Source organism: Bradyrhizobium sp. WSM1743, assembly GCF_000473065.1.
GTDB lineage: Bacteria > Pseudomonadota > Alphaproteobacteria > Rhizobiales > Xanthobacteraceae > Bradyrhizobium.
The window spans coordinates 24,059-42,077 of sequence record NZ_AXAZ01000075.1 but is presented as its reverse complement, the minus strand read 5'-3'; the positions used below and the strand labels follow the sequence as shown (position 1 = coordinate 42,077).

Below are 18,019 nucleotides of genomic sequence, written 5' to 3'. Positions count from 1 at the left end.
CCGCAGGCCGAAGCTTGCTCGAGAACGGAAGATGGACCTGATCGATCGATCATAGACACGAGGCAAAACTCCGCGGGACCCTATGGTGCTCGACACCGCCTTCCTGTTTGGAACTCGTGCTGTGTACCCCATCTTGGCAGCGGTCATGTGCGACCGCATCAAAGACCGGACATATGGCCGCAATCGCTTCGATCACAACCAGCATTCCGCCTCTTGCCAGCAGGGGGCCGTCCACATATGGGTCCCGGCTCTGCGCGGCAGCGTAAGGACGCTGCAGCGCGTCCGGGACACATGAGGAACGATCGCAGCCGAATGAACTCACAAATAGCGCGACAGCTCGGTCTTGAACTGCCCATACACCGCGTCCTCGATCTGGCTGCGCGTGATGCCGATGTCGCGCAGGGCGCGGTCGTCGAGTTCGTTCAGCGTCTTGACGGCGGAGCGGCGCTCGAGGCGGTTGAACAGCGCCGAAGCGCCATGGGCGAGCGCGCTGAAAAATCCGCTCATTGAGGATGGGCGTGAACTCCGCCCGGCAGTTTGCGAGATCGTGGTCATTCTTCTTCTCCGGCCTGTCGTCCCGCGCGGCGAAGCAGATGCCGTTGGCGCGGACGCTTGTGGGCGCCTGCACCTCATTTGCCGTCGGATTGCTCTCGCTCCCCTCGGCTCAATCGCGGACCTTGATGGAACCTAAATGCTCCAGTACACTGCTCGGAGCAAGCAAAACATTGCTCTCGGTGCAATAATGTCCAAGTTCGAGTACGTGAAGCTTGCCGATGCCATTGCGGCCGATATCACTAACGGCACGTTAAGGCCCGGCGACCGGCTGCCGCCGCAGCGCAATTTTGCCTATGACCGCGGCATTGCGGTCTCGACCGCGAGCCGGGTTTATACGGAATTGCTCCGTCGCGGGCTCGTGGTCGGCGAGGTCGGGCGCGGCACCTTCATCTCCGGCGACGTCAGGCGTGACGTCGAGACGATCAGCGAGCCGGCCGACGCGCGCATCAATCTCGAGGTCAATTATCCGCTATTGCCGCAGCAATGGGCGATGATCGCCAAGAGCCTTGCGGGGCTCGAGCGCATCGACGCGCTCGAATCCGCGCTGCGCGTGTCGACCAGCACCGGCACCAAGAGTGCGCGCGTAGCGGCCGCCGGCTATCTCGCGCGCAAGGATTTTGCGCCTCAGGCCGAGCAGATCTTCTTCACCGCCAACGGCAAGCAATCGCTCGCGGCCGCGCTTGCGGCGCTCGTTCCGACTGGTGGTCGCTGCGGTGTCGAGGCGCTGACCTATCCTTACGTCAAGAGCATCGCCGCGCGGCTCGGTGTGACGCTGGTCCCGATTCCGATGGACGAATTCGGCGCGCGTCCCGACGCCATCCAGAAGGCGCATCGCGAGGCCCATTTGTCGGCGCTGTACCTGCAGCCCATCATCCAGAATCCGCTCGGCGTCACCATGAACGCGGCGCGGCGCGCCGACATCATGCGCGTTGCCGAGAAGCTGGATCTCACCATCATCGAGGACGCCGTCTACGGCTTCCTTGCCGACGACACGCCGCTGGCCGCACTCGGGCCCGACCGCTGTATCGTGATCGACAGCCTGTCCAAGAAGGTCGCGCCGGGCCTTGCGCTCGGCATCCTCGTCGCACCGCCCCACTTACGCGAAAGCGTGATGAGCGCGGTCCGCACCGGTGGCTGGATCGCCTCCGGCCACGCGCTGGCAGCCGGACAGCGGCTGATGGCCGACGGCACCGTCGCCGAGCTGACGCGCCTGAAGCGCATCGACGCGGCGCGCCGCCAGCAGACCGCCGCGAGGCTCTTGGCCGGCTACCAGCTCGCCGCCGATCCGCGCTCCTATCATCTCTGGCTGACGCTGCCGCCGCACTGGCGCTCGCAAACTTTCGTCGCCGCAGCCGCAAGGCGCGGCATCGCGCTGACGCCGTCCTCGACCTTCGCGATCGCGCATGGTCATGCACCGAACGCGGTGCGGCTCGCGCTCGCCCCGCCCTCGGCCGAGCAGCTCGATTCCGGCCTGCGCACGATCGTCTCGCTGCTCGGCACCAAGGAAGAGGATTTCGACTCGACGGAGTAGCGCTCGGTCTATGGCAGCAAGGACCGGGGCAATTGATCGAAGCTGTAGCTCCGCGGCTGGTTGCGCCGGACGAACCCACCGACCTGCCAGGCGAACAGCGCGGCAAAGCCGAGGATGAACAGCACGCCGGCGAATTCGCCGATCAGAAGCGCGCGGATCAACAGCCCCGCCATTGCCACCGTCAGCAGCGCGAGCAATGCCAGCACCGCCGCATAGGTCTTGCGGCCGAGGCCTGCGGTCAATTCGGCGCGGCTGCCCGCTTTCGCCATCCGCGCATGCAGTTCGATGAGAAAATCGCGAAAGCCGTTGTCCTGCGGCGCCATCAGAGCCGCGGTCTGCCAGCTCGTCGACAGGATCGCGATGCGGCCGCCGCCAGCGCGGCTGACATCGGCGCGAAAGCGGTGCTGCTGCATCGATACGGGGCGGAACGACAGCCGGATCGCCGAGATCTCGTCGTAGCGCCACAGCGAGGAGCGTCCGCCGATGTGCCAGGACAGTCCCTCCTCGGTCAGCTCGAAGCGATGCGCCGAGCCGATCAGCGAGGCCTTGTAGGCGTAGCTCGTGGCCGAACCAGCTTCAGCTCCCCGCATATCGATCATTGATCCCGTTCGCGATCGGCTTGCGCGATCGCCCTCGCCCATCCTACAAGCGAGGCATGGCTGAGACGACCTATTTTCCGCGCCGCCTGATTCTCGGCGCCGCAATGATCTCCGGCGTGCTGCTGGCGCTCGCGGTGCATATGCTGGGCGCGCGCTACGGTCTTGACCTCGGTGGCCTCTGGCGCTCCGACCCGCATGAGTTCATTCCGGCCGGCGCGGCGATTGCCTGGTGGCTGATTGCGACGGTCGGCTTCTCCGGCGGCTATTTCACGGCGAGCTTGATGCAGAGCGCCGTCTCCGGACAGATCCCGCAGCGGATGCGGCAGTTCCTGATCGCGGTCGGCGTGCTCCTGCTTGCCGGCGCGGGCCAAGCGGCCTCGGCGCCGAGCCCGATTCCGACCGTCTCGGGCGTGCTGGCCGGGCTCGCCGCCCTGTGCCTCGGCGCCGTGATGGCGTTCTGCGGCGCGCATTTCGCGCTGCGCCGCGGCTGAGCATGATCCGGAAAAGTGCGAAGCGGTTTTCCGATTAGACCATGCTCAAATAATAGCGTCCTTCAGGCCGACGCGCGCAGCCGCGGCCGGTCCAGCATCATCGCCACGTCGGACGCCGGCCGCGGCTTGCTGAACAGATAGCCCTGCGCCTGGGTGCAGCCCTCGCGCCGGAGCAGCTCGAGCTGCGCATCGTTCTCCACGCCTTCCGCAGTGGTGACGATGCCGAGGCTGCGACCGAGGCCGGTCACCGCACGGATAATCGCCATGGAATCCTCGCGCGTCGTCAGCTCCGACACGAACGAGCGGTCGATCTTGATCTTGTCGAAGGGGAAGCTGCGCAGATAGCTCAGCGACGAATAGCCGGTGCCGAAATCGTCGAGCGAGATCCGCACACCCATGGCACGCAACTCGTGGAGCGTGGTCAACGTCGCTTCGCTGTTCTGGAGCAGCACGGATTCGGTGATCTCGAGCTCGAGGCGGTGCGCCTCAAGTCCCGAGGCGGCCAACGCTTCGGTCACCGACGCGATCAGGATCGGACTCTTGAACTGCACCGGCGACAAATTGACGGCGACGTCGACGTCGTCGGGCCAGGTGGCTGCGTCGGTGCAGGCGGAGCGCAGCACAAACTCACCGAGCGGAACGATGAGCCCGGTCTCCTCGGCGAGCCGAATGAAGCTGATCGGTGCGATCAGCCCGCGCTGCGGATGGTTCCAGCGCAACAGCGCCTCGAAGGCAACGACGCGACCGCTGGCGACGTCACGAATCGGCTGATAGTAGACCTGAAACTCGTCACGCTGCAGCGCCGCGCGCAGATCCATTTCCAACAGGCGCCGTGCTTGAGCGCGCGCATCCATGCCGGTCTCGAAGAAGCGATACGTGCCGCGGCCGTCCGCCTTGGCGCGGTAGAGCGCAAGATCGGCGTTCTTCAACAGCTCGTCCGGATTGCTGCCGTCCTGCGGCGACAGTGAGATGCCGATCGAGACGCCGATCACGATCTGATGGTCATCGATCTCGTAAGGCGCCGAGATCACCTCGACGAGGCGTCCGGCAAGGGACCTCGCAGCGGTCTCATCGGAACGTCCGATCTGGACCACCGCGAACTCGTCGCCACCGAGCCGCGCCACGGTGTCGTTCTCGCCGACGGTCGCCTTCAACCTGCGGCCAACCTCCTTGAGCAGCGCATCGCCGATGGGATGGCCGAGCGAGTCGTTGATGTCCTTGAAGTGATCGAGATCGAGACAAAGCACAGCAAGCTGGTCGCCCGACTTGGTCCGACGCAGCCCCTGCTCCAGCTCTTCGTGGAACAGCACTCGGTTCGGCAGGCCGGTCAGCGCATCATGGCGGGCCATGTGCGAGATCTTGGCCTGCGCCTCCAGCCATTCGGTGATGTCCTCGAAGGTGGCCACCCAGCCGCCGCCCTGCATCGGCTGGTTGACGACCCGGATGGAGCGGCCGAACCGGTTGACGAGGTCGGTCGTGGTGCGGCCCTCGCCTGCGTCGGCGATGAGGCGCGCGAAGAATTCATCGGCGTCGCCCTGCCACTGGCCTTTGGCCTGCTCTTCCCTGAGCACGTCGACCAGTAGCCGGCCGGTGAGCAGGATGTCGGTACGACCGAGCATCGCGGCATAGCGCTCGTTGAACAGGATGATCTTGCCGTCCGCGTCGAACATGCAAAGCCCCTGCGACATATTCTCGAGCGCGCTGTCCAATACGATCTGCTGGCGGCCCAATTCGCCCTTGGCGCGACGGTCGAGCAGCGCGGCGATCAATGCGATCACGATGATCGCAACTGCAGCACTCGCGGTCAAAACCGACAGCGATGTGGGAGGGATCGAGAGTCCACTGATCGCCAATGTCGGATCTGGCGTCAACTGCACGGCGCCCATAGCGGTGAAATGATGCGAGACGATGGCTACCGTCAGCAGCACCGCGGCGCCGAGCGCGCCGGACAAGCTGTCGCGCCGTCCAGCGACATGGAGTGCGAGTGCACCGAAGACCAGCCCAAGCAGGATCGACACGGCCACGGTGCCGGCGGCCCAGCTGACGCGCGCAGGGATCTCGAGGGCCATCATGCCGGTATAGTGCATCGCCGCCACCCCGCCTCCGACAATCGCCCCGCCGAGGGCGACGAGGCTGGGTTGGATGGCCGAGACCGCAACACTCAAGCCGACAAACGTGACGGCGATGGCGAAGATCAGCGATAGCAGCGTCACCGGCACGTTATAGGCGCCGGCCGCGCCTGGCCCGTACGCCAGCATGGCGATGAAATGCGTCGCCCAAATGCCGCAGCCGGCAACGACTGCGTCGAGCGCTAACCATACTAGGCGGCCCGATCCTTGCGTTGCGCGCGCCCGGTGAAACAGGCTGATCGCGGCTGTGCTGGCGAGCAGGCACACCGCGCCGCCAAGCGCGACCAACCGCCAGTCATGTTCGTCAGTCAGACAGTAAAGGACCTGATACATGAGCATTCCCCAAGCCTGCCATCAGCAGTGCGGGGAAGTGGTGGATTTTGAGTAACGGAGGATGAGTGCCGTTCCGGATGGTGAACAGGAGCTTCCAAAATCAACCGATCGTTGCGGGTCAAAAAGCGTTCGCTCCCCTTTTTTCAACGCCGGAGGAGCCATGCCATTCCAATCAACCTTGCCGCGCGCGCATGTCAGCCGCGCCGGCTGCACAAGGAACGTGCATGGTTGCTTCGAGTTGGCTGCCGGGACCTACATCCAGGGGTTAGGTATGGCAACGAAGCACTACTCTACTGCCTCACACAGCAGGTCGGAGTTCGGCAAGCCGACGACTCTTGCAATCGTCGCCGGTCTGATCGGCGTGCTGTTCGCAGGCAGCACCGTGGTGACGCCGCTCTATGTGATCTACGAGCGACAGTTCGGCTTCTCGCAGATCACGCTGACGCTCATCTACGCGGCCTATGTGATCGGCAATCTGGCTGCGCTGCTGATATTCGGGCGCATCTCCGACCAGATCGGCCGCCGCCGGACAGCCCTAACCGCAATGGTCATCGCCATCATCGGCGCACTGGTGTTCCTGTTCGCGCACGGCATCGCCGCGCTCTATGTCGGCCGCGTGCTGAGCGGGCTAGCGATCGGCACCGGCGCCGCAACTGGCACGGCCTGGCTTTCGGAGCTGATCGCAGAGACTGACAAATCCCGCGCCACTGTCGTTGCGACGGCTGCAAATTTCGCGGGCCTCGGTATCGGCGCGCTGATCGCGGGGCTGCTCGCCGACTACGCGCCACATCCGCTGCGGATGCCCTTCATCGTCTATCTGGCGGCGCTCCTGCTCACTGCCATCCTTCTTGCCTTTGCCAGCGAGACGGTTCCGCGACCACTCGATGCGCTGATGCGGATTTCGGTCCGTCCGCGCGCGGCGGTACCTCCCGCCATTCGCGCCGCATTCGTCGCGCCGGCGGTGACGGGCTTCGGCGCGATGGCGCTGGTGGCGTTCTTTGCCGCGCTGGTGCCGAGCGTGCTCGCCAACGAGCTGCACGAGACCAGCCACGCCATCGCAGGGGCAGTTTTCCTTGAACTCGCCGCAGTGGTGGCCATCGTCATCGCGCTGACGCGCTCGCTCTCGAGCCGCACGGCCATGCTCTGCTCCCTCGGCCTCATGCTGCCGAGCTTGGCATTGATCGTCGCCGGACAATTTCAAGCCTCGATGGCGCTGATGATCGCGGCAACCGCGCTGTGCGGCGTCGCGGTGGGACTGGGTTATCGCGGCAGCCTGCAGGTGGTGAACCAGATCGCGCCGGAGGATCGTCGCGCGGAAGTCGTCTCGGCCTATTTCATCTGCGGCTTTCTCGGCAACGCCTGCGTGTGATCGGCATCGGCGTGATTCTCGACGCTGGCAAACCCGCGTCTTGCGAGCCTTGTCTTCGCCGTGATGATCGCGGCCTTTGCCGTGATCGCGCTCGGCTTCGGCCTCAAATATTCGGACCGCTGACCGTCGAACGCCGCGCTGACGGCGCGGCGTTCTCGATATCGCCCCGGTACATGCGCCTCAGCTCGCCGCGCGCAGATTCACCTTGCTCTCCGCAAGCGCCGTCAGCTTCTTGTCGGTCGCCTTTTCTTCCTCGAGCGTCTTGGCGAGCACCGCCGCGCAATCGTTGCGGCCGAGCTGCTTGGCCCAGGCGATCAGGCTGCCGTAGCGCACGATCTCGTAATGCTCGGCGGCCTGCGCCGCATTGATCAGGGCCGCATCGAGCACCGCCTTGTCGGCAACCTCGCCGGCGGTCTCGTCGGCTTCCTCGATGATGCCGTCGATGGCCGGGCAATCGACCGCCTTCACGGCGACGCCGTGCATCTTGAAGACTTCCTCGAGCCGCGTGATGTGCTGATTGGTTTCCTCAAGGTGCGTCAAAAAGCCCTGTTTCAGCTGCGGATCGGTGGCCCTGCTTGCCATCTTCGGCAGCGCCTTGGTGAGCTGCTGCTCCGCATAATAGATGTCCTGGAGCTGATGCACGAACAGGTCGTTCATGGTCTTGATGTCCTTTGTGAACAGTCCCATCGTTCCGGTCCTCTCGATTTTGGGAACACGGAGGCGCCGGCCTGCACGAAAAGCCGCATATTCCGCCATGTTCGATTGCTGATCGAGCCTAACGAGCACGCGGCATCGACGTTCCAAAAAGGCCGATGACCGCTTGCGCTGGAACAATGCGGACGGCGGCACACCAAGCGCGCGAGCGAAGCCGGTTTCACGACTCATATGCTTAACGTGCATCCGATGTGAACCGCGTATGACAAAGGTGGCCGGTCCAACGCAGAACCTATTGTTGTCAAGGGCTGCACAAGCCGCTGTTTTTGCCTTAAATGAGCTGGATCATGCCCTAGCGATCGACGCCTGCCCTTTGGCCGTCATCGTACCCGATTGGCCAATGCCTGGCTGGATCGGTCTTGCCCCCCGCCGGGAGGATGAATGCACGGACTGCTGCCCGCGCTGAAACGCGGCTTCAAGAGATGGATCGGCTGGCGACGGCTCGGAATTGCCGCGAGCGTCTTCATCATCGCCTTCGCGATCACAACGCTGGTGCGGACCCTCAAGGGCATCGATACCGGGGTCATCCTGACCGCATTGACCGAGATTCCCCGCGGCAGTATCGGGCTGGCGGCAATCTGCGTCTTCTTTGCGTTCTGTACGCTGACCTTCTACGACTTTTTTGCACTGCGAACGATCGGCAAGAAGCACGTTCCCTATCGCATCGCGGCGCTCTCCAGCTTCACGTCCTATTCGATCGGCCACAACATCGGCGCCACCGTCTTTACCGGCGGTGCGATCCGTTTCCGGATCTATTCGGACTACGGGCTGAACGCGATCGACGTCGCGAAGATCTGCTTCCTGTCGGGCCTGACCTTCTGGCTCGGTAACATCTTCGTGCTCTCGATCGGCATGGCCATCCACCCGGATGCCGCCTCCGCGATGGACCAGCTGCCCGCATCGCTCAACCGTCTGATCGCGCTCGGCGGCCTCGCCTCGATCGGCGCATATCTGGTCTGGCTCTGCATGGGCGAGAAGCGGCGCGAGCTCGGCCAGAAAGGCTGGAAGGTGGTGCTGCCATCGGCACCGCTGACATTGGTGCAGATCCTGATCGGCGTGGTCGATCTCGGCTTCTGCGCCACGGCCATGTACCTCCTGATGCCGGCCAACCCGCCGATCGACTTCATGTCGCTCGCCGTCGTGTTCATTCTGGCGACCTTGATCGGCTTTGCCAGCCACGCGCCCGGCTCGATTGGCGTGTTCGATGCCGCCATGCTGGTGGCGCTGCCGGAATTCGGCCGCGAACAGCTGCTGGCGACGCTGCTGGTGTTCCGTCTTCTCTATTTCGTGATCCCGTTCGCCCTTGCCATCTCCATCATGGGCGCGCGCGAGCTCTGGATGAACGTGGTCGAGCCCTGGCAGGAGCGGCGGCGGCTGGCGGAGGCTTGCGCGCAGGCCAACCTGCCCAAAGAGGTGACGCCGATGGAGCGCGAGCGGTTGCTGCGGCAGGCCAGTAAGCGCTAGGGCGGCTGGCCCAGACAAAGGTTTCGGGCGGCGGAGCAATGCTCTCTTATTTCCGCCTCAACTTTGCCGTTGAAGAGCCGGGCCATGTTCCGATCATCGCTTAAATCCTTCTCCGCAGGCACCCTGCTGCTTGTCGCGCTGTTGACGTCCTTTCCAGCCAAGCCCGCTGCCGCGCAGGACGGCGCCCTGCAGATTAGTTGGGAGGTGCGCAACCGCTTCCGGCTGTTCCGTGAGGAGCGCGACTTCCTGCTCCATGTCGAGAACGCGCGTAACCGCAGCATCCTTGCCGCCGAACAATCGCTGGAGCTCCAGAGCGAGGGCCGCGGCTGGGCCCGCAACATGGTCAACCGCCTGTGCATCGATCTCCAGGGCCGGGTCAACCAGCCCTGCACCCGCGACAACGTCAAAGAGAACTACATTACACCGATCGACCATCCGGTGACGGTACGCCTGACCGGCGCGGTGCCGGTCGGCGCCACCTGCGCCTGGTCGTTCGATGACGGCGACGGACCGCAAGCCTCGACCTTCGACTGCGCCGAGCCGATCAATTTGCGCGTCCGCTATGGCAAGCAGACGGTTGCGACCGTCGACGTCTCCGCCGGCGCCGATCCGACCCAGCGCGTTCAGACCGAGATCCAGGTGCGCGACATCTTCATCGCCGGACTCGGGGACAGCATCGCTTCCGGCGAAGGCAATCCGGACCGGCCGCTGGCACTGGCGGACGAAGGATTTTGCTTCCGCTCCTATCTCGGCACTGCCGGCGCGCAGTATTACCGGCCGAGCCGCCACGGCTTCAAGGGCGGCCGCGCCTGCGAGGCGCCGGATACACTCGCCAACTGGCAACGCTACAGCGCGCTCTGGTTCAACGCGCCCTGCCATCGCTCGCTGTACAGCTACCAGACGCGCACCGCGCTGGCGCTCGCGGTGCGCTACACCCATATCGCCGTGACCTACCTGCCGCTCGCCTGCACCGGCGCCAGCATCGGCGACGGGCTGCTCGGCTCACAGCGGGCCCGCGAATGCCCGCCCGGCAAGACCGGCGTCTGCAACACCAGCGTGACCGCCCAGGTCGGCGAGCTGCGCGAGGCGCTCACCGCGGCGAAGAAACGCCAGCCCGACCGCACGCTCGACCTCGTGCTGCTGTCAATCGGCGCCAACGACGTCTACTTCTCAGGCCTCGTCGCCGACGTCATCGTCGAGACCGCGACCGAGCGGACGCTGTTCCGCCGCTCCGGCGTGATGGCGAGCGTCGATGATTCCCGCGATGCGCTCCAGCGCGAGCTGCCGCAGAACTTCGTCAAGCTGCGCGAGGCGCTGAAGCCGCTCGTCGGCGGCGACCTCTCGCATGTGGTCTATGTCTCCTACGCCAATCCTGCGCTCGCCGACGGTGGCGTGCCCTGCCGCGGCGGCCGTGCCGGCTTCGATATCCATCCGTCCTTCAACGCCGATCCGCAACGCCTTGCCCGCGTCTCCACCTTCGTCGACACCGAATTCCTGCCGCAGCTGAAGGGGCTCGCCACCTGCACCCGCGGCGCGCTCTGCCGCGATCCCGAGGCCGACCGCATGACCTTCGTCGACGCGCACCAGGCCGCGTTCGCCGATCACGGCTTCTGCGCCCATTCGGGTAACGATCCCGAATTCGACCGCAGCTGCTTTGCCGAGAACGGCCAAAGCTTCAACCCTGATATCGTCAGCGCGGCGAGCCAGCCGATGCTGTGCGGACGCGGCGCCTCGGAATATCGCGCCTACCTGCCCCGCGCGCGCTGGATCCGCGATGCCAATGACAGCTATTTTGCTGCGATGACCTATCCGCAAGGCTTGCCGGCGGCGAGCCAGCCGACCGACATTCACGACGCGACCTGGGGCGTGCTCTCCGCCGTCTATGGCGGCGCGGTGCATCCAAGTGCCGAGGGGCATGCCGCGATGGCGGATGCGGCGCTGCCGGCCGCGAGCGCCGTGCTCGGGCTCGATGCGGTGCCGCCGAACGTGACGCGCGGATTTCTGCCGCAGCTGCTGCCGAGCGCGCAGCAGTAGGCCACGCGACGGCGCCGTAGCCCGGATGAGCGCAGCGACATCCGGAATCACTGTCCCCGCATATCGCTACGCTCATGCGGGCTACGCGCTGCCCGCCACACCGTCATTGCGAGCGCAGCGACGCAATCCAGAGTCCTTTACGGAAAGATTCTGGATTGCGTCGCTGCGCTCGCAATGACGAGCTTGGGGTTAGCGTCTCGCCCACCCTCACGATCGTTCCCTTCACCTGCCGTCCCATCAATCCAAAAACGGCATCGATCGATACTCCCTTCAACTTGGACACTTCGCCGCGCGCGCCTCTAGGAGTCGCCTTGAGGAAATGTTCGAGTTCTAAGGAGGCGCGTGATGAGCGCAGTGGTGTCCGCAGCGGACGTGAGGAGGTCTCGCGTCAGGCTGTTCATCGTGACCATGTTGTTCCTGGTCACCACCGTGAATTATGCCGACCGCGCCACGCTCTCGATCGCGGGTCCCGCGCTTTCCAAGGAGCTGCATCTCGATCCCGTCGCCATGGGCTGGATCTTCTCGGCCTTCGGCTGGTCCTATGTCGTGGCGCAGGTGCCGGGCGGCTGGCTGCTCGACCGCTACGGCTCGCGCCTCGTCTATGCCTTCAGCATCATCATCTGGTCGCTGTTCACGCTGATGCAGGGCTGGGTCGGCTTTCTCAGCGCCGGCGCTGCCGTCGTCGTGCTGTTCGCGCTTCGTCTCCTTGTCGGCATTGCGGAGGCGCCCTCCTTCCCAGCGAATGCCCGCATCGTCGCGGCCTGGTTTCCGGGCAACGAGCGCGGCACCGCATCGGCGTTCTTCAATTCGGGCCAGTATTTCGCCACCGTGATCTTCGCGCCGCTGATGGGCTGGATCGCGCACGCGTACGGCTGGCGCTTCGTGTTCTTCGTGATGGGTGCGCTCGGCATCGGCATGGGTCTCGTCTGGCTCAAGACCATCTACGGCCCGAAGGAGCATCCCTCGATCAACGAGGCGGAGTTCGACTACATCAAGAAAGGCGGCGCACTCGTCGATCTCGACGCGCCCAAGGACGATCTGCTGCGTGGGCGTGCGCCCGAGGCCGGCTCCGGCTGGGATCACATCCGCCAGCTGCTCTCCAATCGCATGATGCTCGGCGTCTATCTCGGCCAGTACTGCATCAACACGTTGACCTATTTCTTCCTGACCTCGTTTCCGGTCTATCTCGTCAAGGAGCGCGGACTGTCGATCCTGCAAGCCGGCTTCGTGGCGACGCTGCCCGCGCTGTGCGGCTTCATCGGCGGCGTGCTCGGCGGCATCATCTCCGATGCGATCCTGCGCCGGACCGGCTCGCTGACGACGGCGCGCAAGATCCCGATCGTCGGCGGCATGCTGCTGTCGATGTCGATCATCGCCTGCAACTATGTCGATGGACAGGCGATGGTGGTCGGCTTCATGGCGCTCGCCTTCTTCGGCAAGGGCATCGGCGCGCTCGGGTGGGCGGTGGTCTCCGACACCTCGCCGAAGGAAGCCGGCGGCGTCTTCGGCGGCCTGTTCAACACCTTCGGCAATCTCTCCTCGATCACCACCCCGATCGTGATCGGCTACATCCTGGCCGCGACCGGCTCGTTCAACGGCGCGCTGGTATTCGTCGGCCTTAACGCGCTGGTGGCCGCCTTCGCCTATCTCGTGATCGTCGGCAAGATCGAGCGGGTGACGCTGAAACGTTCCTCCTGAGGGCTCCCATGGGAGCTTGACCAGGCAACTCAACGGCGGCTTCACGGCCGCCGTCTTTGTTTTGGGGGTGATCGATGCTAGAAGTGCCGGGGAAACGCCTTATTCATCTAAGGCATGCATCGATGTTCGACCTCAACCAGCTCCGCTGTTTCGTCACGGTGGCGGAGGAATTGCATTTCGGGCGCGCCGCCGCGCGGCTCAACATGACCCAGCCGCCGCTGTCCCGGCAGATCCAGGTGCTCGAGCACATCATCGACGCGCCGCTCTTGGAGCGCACCAGCCGCTCGGTGCGCCTGACGCCAGCGGGACGCAGCTTCCTGCCGGAGGCGCGGCGCATTCTCAAGCTTGCCGAAAGTGCCTCGCAGGTCGCCCGCCGCATCGCGCTCGGCAAGACCGGCTCGCTCAAGATCGGCTTCACCGCGGCCGCCGCCTACGGCTTCCTGCCCGAGCTCGTCGCCGCCTGCCGCGCCAAGCTGCCGGAGGTGGACTTCTCGCTGAAGGAGATGGTGTCGGGCGACCAGTTCGAGGCGCTGACCTCCGGCCAGATCGACGCCGGCCTGCTCAGGCCGCCGATCGCGCGGCCCGAGCTGACCAGCCGCCGCGTGGTCGCCGAGCCCCTGCTCGCCGCGATCCCGAAGAAGCATCCGCTCGCCAATGCCGACAGCATCACCATCAAGGATTTCGACGACCAGCCCTTCGTGATGTATTCGCCCTATGAGAGCCGCTACTTCCACGATCTCTTGGTGGCCCTCTTTACCCGCGCCGACGTGCTGCCGCGCTACGTACAGCATCTCAGCCAGATCCACTCCATTCTCGCCATGGTGCGCGCCGGCCTCGGCCTTGCCATCGTGCCGGCGGCGGCCGCGAGCCTGAAGATCTCCGACGTGCGGCTGCGCCCGCTGAAGCTGCGCACCCGCGTTCCCGTCGAGCTGTTCATGGTGTGGCGGCGCGAGGACGAGAATCCGCTGCTGTCGGCGCTGGTCAAAATCGCCGGCGAATTGTCCTCCGCGGAGCTGACGGAGGATTGATGCTCAATCCGCATCGGTCGATATAGGCTTTGGCTTGGACGCGCATCGAACGGTCTCCTAAACCACGGCGCATGGACGCGCAGGCTTGCGTCCTCCACAACACGCACGAAGGGAGCAGTGCCCGTGAGCAAGATGACCCCGCAGGAGATGGCCCAGAAGATCGGATCGGGCCTCCTGTCCTTCCCCGTCACGCCGTTCAGGGCGGACTACTCCTTCGACGAGGCGACCTACCGCGCCAACATGGACTGGCTGTGCGGCTACGACGTCGCCGGCCTGTTCGCCGCCGGCGGCACCGGCGAGTTCTTCTCGTTGACCCCGACCGAGGTTCCGCAGGTCGTGAAGGTTGCCGTCGACGAGACCAAGGGCCGCGTGCCCGTGCTTGCCGGTACCGGTTATGGCACCGCAATCGCCCGCGAGATCGCGATCGGTGCGGAAAAGGCCGGCGCCGACGGCCTGCTGCTGCTGCCGCCCTACCTCACCCATTCCGAGCAGAAAGGCCTTGCCGCCCATGTCGAGGCGGTCTGCGCCTCCGTGAAGATCGGCGTCATCGTCTATAACCGCGACAACGCCATCCTGCAGCCCGACACGCTGGCGCGCCTTGCCGAGCGCTGCCCGAACCTCGTCGGCTACAAGGACGGCATCGGCGATATCGAGCTGATGACCCGAGTGTACACCAAGCTCGGCGATCGCCTGACCTATGTCGGCGGCCTGCCGACCGCGGAGACCTTCGCGCTGCCCTATCTCGACATGGGCGTGACGACCTATTCCTCGGCCGTGTTCAACTTCGTGCCGGAATTCGCCACCAACTTCTACGCCGCCGTGCGCAAGCGTGACCATGCGGCGATCCACGCCGGGTTGAAGGATTTCATCCTGCCGCTGATCGCGATCCGCAACCGCAGGAAAGGTTATGCGGTCTCGATCATCAAGGCCGGCATGAAGGTGATCGGCCGCGATTCCGGCCCGGTCCGTCCGCCGCTGACCGACCTCACCGAGCAGGAGATCGCCGAGCTGACCGCGCTGGTAAAGAAGCTGTCCGCCATCCGATCGTCACAACAGGCTGCAGAATAAGGACCGCCAACAGGGAGGAGCGTGCGATGGCCCCGACTGAGATTTCCGGCGCGTCAGTCGCTGGCGCACCTGTTATCACGGCAATGCAGGTGATCCCGGTTGCGGGCCGCGACAGCATGCTCCTCAACCTCAGCGGCGCGCATGCGCCGTTCTTCACCCGCAACATCGTCATCCTCACCGACAATGCCGGTCATACTGGCGTCGGCGAGGTGCCGGGCGGCCAGAAGATCTGGCAGACCCTGCAGGACGCGCGCGATCTCGTGATCGGCAAGACCGTCGGCGCGATGAACAACATCCTCGCCGATATCAGGACCGCCTTTGCCGACCGTGATGCTGGGGGCCGCGGCAAGCAGACCTTTGACCTGCGGGTGATGATCCACGCGGTCACCGCGATCGAATCCGCCCTCCTCGATCTGCTCGGCCAGCATCTCAAACTGCCGGTCGCCGCCCTGCTCGGCGAAGGCCAGCAGCGGGGCAGCGTCGAGACGCTCGGCTATCTCTTCTTCGTCGGCGACCGGCGCAAGAGCAAGCTCGACTACGTCACCGGCGAGACCGGCAAGGCGGAATGGTTCAATCTCCGCCACCAGGAGGCGATGACGCCGGAGACCGTGGTGCGGCTCGCGGAAGCCACCCACGACCATTACGGCTTTGCCGATTTCAAGCTCAAGGGCGGCGTGCTCCGCGGCGAGCAGGAGATCGAGGCCGTCACCGCCATCGCAAAGCGCTTCCCCAAGGCACGGGTCACGCTGGACCCGAACGGCGCCTGGTCGCTCGACGAGGCGATCAGCCTCTGCAAGGGCATGCACGGCATTCTCGCTTACGCCGAGGACCCCTGCGGCGCCGAGGCCGGCTTCTCCGGCCGCGAGATCATGGCCGAGTTCCGCCGCGCCACGGGCCTGCCGACCGCAACCAACATGATCGCGACCGACTGGCGCCAGCTCTCCCATGCGCTGCGCCTGGGGGCGGTGGACATTCCGCTGGCCGATCCCCATTTCTGGACCATGCAGGGATCGGTGCGCGTCGCCCAGACCTGCCGCGACAACGGCCTGACCTGGGGCTCGCACTCCAACAACCATTTCGACATTTCGCTGGCCATGTTCACCCATGTCGGAGCAGCCGCCCCCGGCAAGGTGACCGCGATCGACACCCACTGGATCTGGCAGGATGGCCAGGCCCTGACGAAAGAGCCGCTCGAGATCAGGGGCGGCAAGATCGCCGTCCCGGATCGTCCGGGCCTCGGCATCGAGATCGACCGCGCCGCCATCGAGGCCGCGCATGAACTCTACAAGAAGCATGGACTTGGCGCCCGGGATGACGCTATGGCCATGCAGGACCTGATCCCCGGCTGGACCTTTGACGACAAGCGTCCCTGCCTCGTTCGCTAAGAAACTAAGGCATGATCCGGAAAGTCGACACCGGTTTTCCGATCAGGATCATGCCCCTTGAACATGGAGGAATGAGATGACTGCGATCCTGAAGAACTTCATCGGCGGCGAATGGGTCGACGGCTCTGGCGTCACGAAGAACATCAATCCCTCCAACACCAATGACCTCGTTGGTGAATACGCCAAGGCCGACAAGGCGCAGACCGAGAAGGCAATCGCCGCCGCCAAGGCCGCATTCCCCGCCTGGGCGCGCTCGACGCCGCAGGAGCGCTATGACGCGCTCAACAAGATTTCGCTCGAAATCCTCTCCCGCAAGGAAGAGCTCGGCCGCCTGCTCGCCCGCGAGGAAGGCAAGACGCTCCCCGAAGGCATCGGCGAGGTCGCACGTGCCGGCCAGATCTTCGCGTTCTTCGCCGGCGAAGCGCTGCGCCTGATCGGCGAGAAGGGCGCCTCCGTCCGTCCCGGCCTCGACGTCGAGCTCACGCGCGAGCCGGTCGGCGTCGTCGGCATGATCACGCCCTGGAATTTCCCGATCGCGATCCCGGCCTGGAAAATCGCGCCCGCGCTCTGCTACGGCAACACCGTAGTGTTCAAGCCGGCCGAGCTGGTGCCGGGCTCCGGACATGCGCTCGCCGAGATCATCACCCGTTCCGGCATTCCCGCCGGCGTGTTCAACCTCGTGGTCGGCTCCGGCTCGGTGGTCGGCCAGACCCTGCTCGAGCACCCCGATGTGGCCGCGATCTCCTTCACCGGCTCGGTGCAGACGGGCCGCAAGATCGCGCAGGCTTGCGTGCTCTCGAACCCCATGAAGAAATTCCAGCTCGAGATGGGCGGCAAGAATCCGCTGGTCGTGCTCGACGACGCAGACCTGAAGACCGCGGTCGAGGTCGCCGTCAACGGCGCCTATTTCTCGACCGGCCAGCGCTGCACCGCCTCCTCCCGCCTCATCGTCACCGAAGGCATCCACGACCGCTTCGTCGCAGCGATGGCCGAGCGCCTGAAGGGCCTGTCGGTGGACGACGCGCTCAAGGCCGGCGTACATATCGGCCCGGTGGTCGACCAGAACCAGCTCGACCAGGACCTGCGCTACATCAAGATCGGTCAGGACGAGGGCGCCAAGCTCGCCTTCGGCGGCGAGTTGCTCAAGCGCGAGAACCCCGGCCACTACCTGCAACCGGCGCTGTTCACCGAGGCCAACAACAACATGCGCATCGCGCGCGAGGAGATTTTTGGCCCCGTCGCCGCGGTCATTCGTGCCAAGAACTACGAAGAAGCGCTGGCGATCTCCAACGACACCGAGTTCGGCCTCGCCTCCGGCATCTGCACCACCAGCCTGAAATACGCCTCGCACTACAAGCGCAACAGCGAGTCCGGCATGGTGATGGTCAATCTGCCGACCGCCGGCGTCGACTATCACGTGCCGTTCGGCGGCCGGAAGGGCTCGAGCTACGGCGCCCGCGAACAGGGCTCCTATGCCCGCGAGTTCTACACCACGGTGAAGACGGCTTATACCAATCCGGGTTGATAGGCCGATATCGTAGGGTGGGTTAGCGCAGCGTAACCCACCTCTTCTGCTTCCGCGGACACAGACGTTGGTGGGTTACGCTGCGCTAACCCACCC

At 65.0% G+C, this 18,019-nt stretch carries 14 protein-coding genes; 10 read left to right on the top strand and 4 right to left on the bottom strand.

The annotated features are described in order from the left end of the window. Positions 1-318 precede the first annotated feature (318 nt). A complete protein-coding gene (locus YU9_RS0131885; RefSeq protein WP_245266603.1) occupies positions 319-507 on the bottom strand; it encodes a DUF1127 domain-containing protein in 189 nt (62 codons plus the stop codon). Between the two features lie 235 nt (positions 508-742). On the opposite strand from YU9_RS0131885, the gene YU9_RS0131880 reads away from it, so the two are divergent. Next, a complete protein-coding gene (locus tag YU9_RS0131880; RefSeq protein ID WP_027576432.1) occupies positions 743-2,086 on the top strand; it encodes a PLP-dependent aminotransferase family protein in 1,344 nt (447 codons plus the stop codon). A gap of 8 nt (positions 2,087-2,094) precedes the next feature. On the opposite strand, the gene YU9_RS0131875 is transcribed toward YU9_RS0131880, so the two are convergent. Continuing rightward, positions 2,095-2,685 (bottom strand): hypothetical protein, encoded by a 591-nt coding sequence (locus YU9_RS0131875; protein WP_371259228.1) that lies wholly within the window; start codon positions 2,683-2,685, stop codon positions 2,095-2,097. A 56-nt stretch (positions 2,686-2,741) separates the two neighbouring features. Here YU9_RS0131875 and YU9_RS0131870 point away from each other — a divergent pair, with 56 nt between their 5' ends. Continuing rightward, positions 2,742-3,176: a hypothetical protein gene (locus tag YU9_RS0131870; RefSeq protein ID WP_027576430.1), complete on the top strand. Its 435-nt coding sequence runs from the start codon at positions 2,742-2,744 to the stop codon at positions 3,174-3,176. 62 nt (positions 3,177-3,238) lie between these two features. Here the strand turns inward: YU9_RS0131870 and YU9_RS0131865 are convergent, their stop codons facing one another. Beyond that, positions 3,239-5,638, bottom strand: a complete 2,400-nt coding sequence (locus tag YU9_RS0131865) for an EAL domain-containing protein (RefSeq protein ID WP_027576429.1) — start codon at positions 5,636-5,638, stop codon at positions 3,239-3,241. A gap of 160 nt (positions 5,639-5,798) precedes the next feature. Between YU9_RS0131865 and YU9_RS43060 the strand changes: the two genes are divergently transcribed. After that, positions 5,799-7,007, top strand: coding sequence for an MFS transporter (locus YU9_RS43060; protein WP_245266602.1), 1,209 nt, complete (start codon positions 5,799-5,801; stop codon positions 7,005-7,007). Positions 7,008-7,187: 180 nt separating this feature from the next. Here the strand turns inward: YU9_RS43060 and YU9_RS0131855 are convergent, their stop codons facing one another. Then, positions 7,188-7,694 carry a ferritin-like domain-containing protein gene (locus tag YU9_RS0131855; protein ID WP_027576428.1) on the bottom strand — a complete coding sequence of 169 codons (507 nt, stop codon included), beginning with the start codon at positions 7,692-7,694 and terminating at the stop codon, positions 7,188-7,190. Positions 7,695-8,102: 408 nt separating this feature from the next. On the opposite strand from YU9_RS0131855, the gene YU9_RS0131850 reads away from it, so the two are divergent. The 7 genes from YU9_RS0131850 to YU9_RS0131820 all read left to right on the top strand — a co-directional run bounded on the left by YU9_RS0131850 (position 8,103) and on the right by YU9_RS0131820 (position 17,923). After that, positions 8,103-9,185 (top strand): YbhN family protein, encoded by a 1,083-nt coding sequence (locus YU9_RS0131850; protein WP_027576427.1) that lies wholly within the window; start codon positions 8,103-8,105, stop codon positions 9,183-9,185. Positions 9,186-9,269: 84 nt separating this feature from the next. Then, positions 9,270-11,219 carry a hypothetical protein gene (locus tag YU9_RS0131845; protein WP_027576426.1) on the top strand — a complete coding sequence of 650 codons (1,950 nt, stop codon included), beginning with the start codon at positions 9,270-9,272 and terminating at the stop codon, positions 11,217-11,219. A gap of 345 nt (positions 11,220-11,564) precedes the next feature. Next, positions 11,565-12,917 (top strand): MFS transporter, encoded by a 1,353-nt coding sequence (locus YU9_RS0131840; RefSeq protein WP_027576425.1) that lies wholly within the window; start codon positions 11,565-11,567, stop codon positions 12,915-12,917. 122 nt (positions 12,918-13,039) lie between these two features. Beyond that, positions 13,040-13,945 (top strand): LysR substrate-binding domain-containing protein, encoded by a 906-nt coding sequence (locus YU9_RS0131835; RefSeq protein WP_027576424.1) that lies wholly within the window; start codon positions 13,040-13,042, stop codon positions 13,943-13,945. A gap of 123 nt (positions 13,946-14,068) precedes the next feature. Continuing rightward, entirely contained in the window at positions 14,069-15,013 is a 945-nt protein-coding gene (gene kdgD / locus YU9_RS0131830) for a 5-dehydro-4-deoxyglucarate dehydratase (protein ID WP_027576423.1), read from the top strand. Between the two features lie 26 nt (positions 15,014-15,039). After that, on the top strand, positions 15,040-16,398 hold the full coding sequence (gudD, locus tag YU9_RS0131825) for a glucarate dehydratase (RefSeq protein WP_027576422.1): 1,359 nt from the start codon (positions 15,040-15,042) through the stop codon (positions 16,396-16,398). Between the two features lie 76 nt (positions 16,399-16,474). After that, complete coding sequence (locus YU9_RS0131820) at positions 16,475-17,923, top strand: aldehyde dehydrogenase family protein (protein WP_027576421.1); 1,449 nt, start codon at positions 16,475-16,477, stop codon at positions 17,921-17,923. Positions 17,924-18,019 lie beyond the last annotated feature (96 nt).

What these genes read in the sequence shown, in the direction of transcription:
- YU9_RS0131885 (WP_245266603.1), bottom strand. Translation starts at nt 507, where the DNA reads ATGAGCGGATTTTTCAGCGCGCTCGCCCATGGCGCTTCGGCGCTGTTC.
- YU9_RS0131880 (WP_027576432.1), top strand. Translation starts at nt 743, where the DNA reads ATGTCCAAGTTCGAGTACGTGAAGCTTGCCGATGCCATTGCGGCCGAT.
- YU9_RS0131875 (WP_371259228.1), bottom strand. Translation starts at nt 2,685, where the DNA reads ATGATCGATATGCGGGGAGCTGAAGCTGGTTCGGCCACGAGCTACGCC.
- YU9_RS0131870 (WP_027576430.1), top strand. Translation starts at nt 2,742, where the DNA reads ATGGCTGAGACGACCTATTTTCCGCGCCGCCTGATTCTCGGCGCCGCA.
- YU9_RS0131865 (WP_027576429.1), bottom strand. Translation starts at nt 5,638, where the DNA reads ATGTATCAGGTCCTTTACTGTCTGACTGACGAACATGACTGGCGGTTG.
- YU9_RS43060 (WP_245266602.1), top strand. Translation starts at nt 5,799, where the DNA reads ATGCCATTCCAATCAACCTTGCCGCGCGCGCATGTCAGCCGCGCCGGC.
- YU9_RS0131855 (WP_027576428.1), bottom strand. Translation starts at nt 7,694, where the DNA reads ATGGGACTGTTCACAAAGGACATCAAGACCATGAACGACCTGTTCGTG.
- YU9_RS0131850 (WP_027576427.1), top strand. Translation starts at nt 8,103, where the DNA reads ATGCACGGACTGCTGCCCGCGCTGAAACGCGGCTTCAAGAGATGGATC.
- YU9_RS0131845 (WP_027576426.1), top strand. Translation starts at nt 9,270, where the DNA reads ATGTTCCGATCATCGCTTAAATCCTTCTCCGCAGGCACCCTGCTGCTT.
- YU9_RS0131840 (WP_027576425.1), top strand. Translation starts at nt 11,565, where the DNA reads ATGAGCGCAGTGGTGTCCGCAGCGGACGTGAGGAGGTCTCGCGTCAGG.
- YU9_RS0131835 (WP_027576424.1), top strand. Translation starts at nt 13,040, where the DNA reads ATGTTCGACCTCAACCAGCTCCGCTGTTTCGTCACGGTGGCGGAGGAA.
- gudD (WP_027576422.1), top strand. Translation starts at nt 15,040, where the DNA reads ATGGCCCCGACTGAGATTTCCGGCGCGTCAGTCGCTGGCGCACCTGTT.
- YU9_RS0131820 (WP_027576421.1), top strand. Translation starts at nt 16,475, where the DNA reads ATGACTGCGATCCTGAAGAACTTCATCGGCGGCGAATGGGTCGACGGC.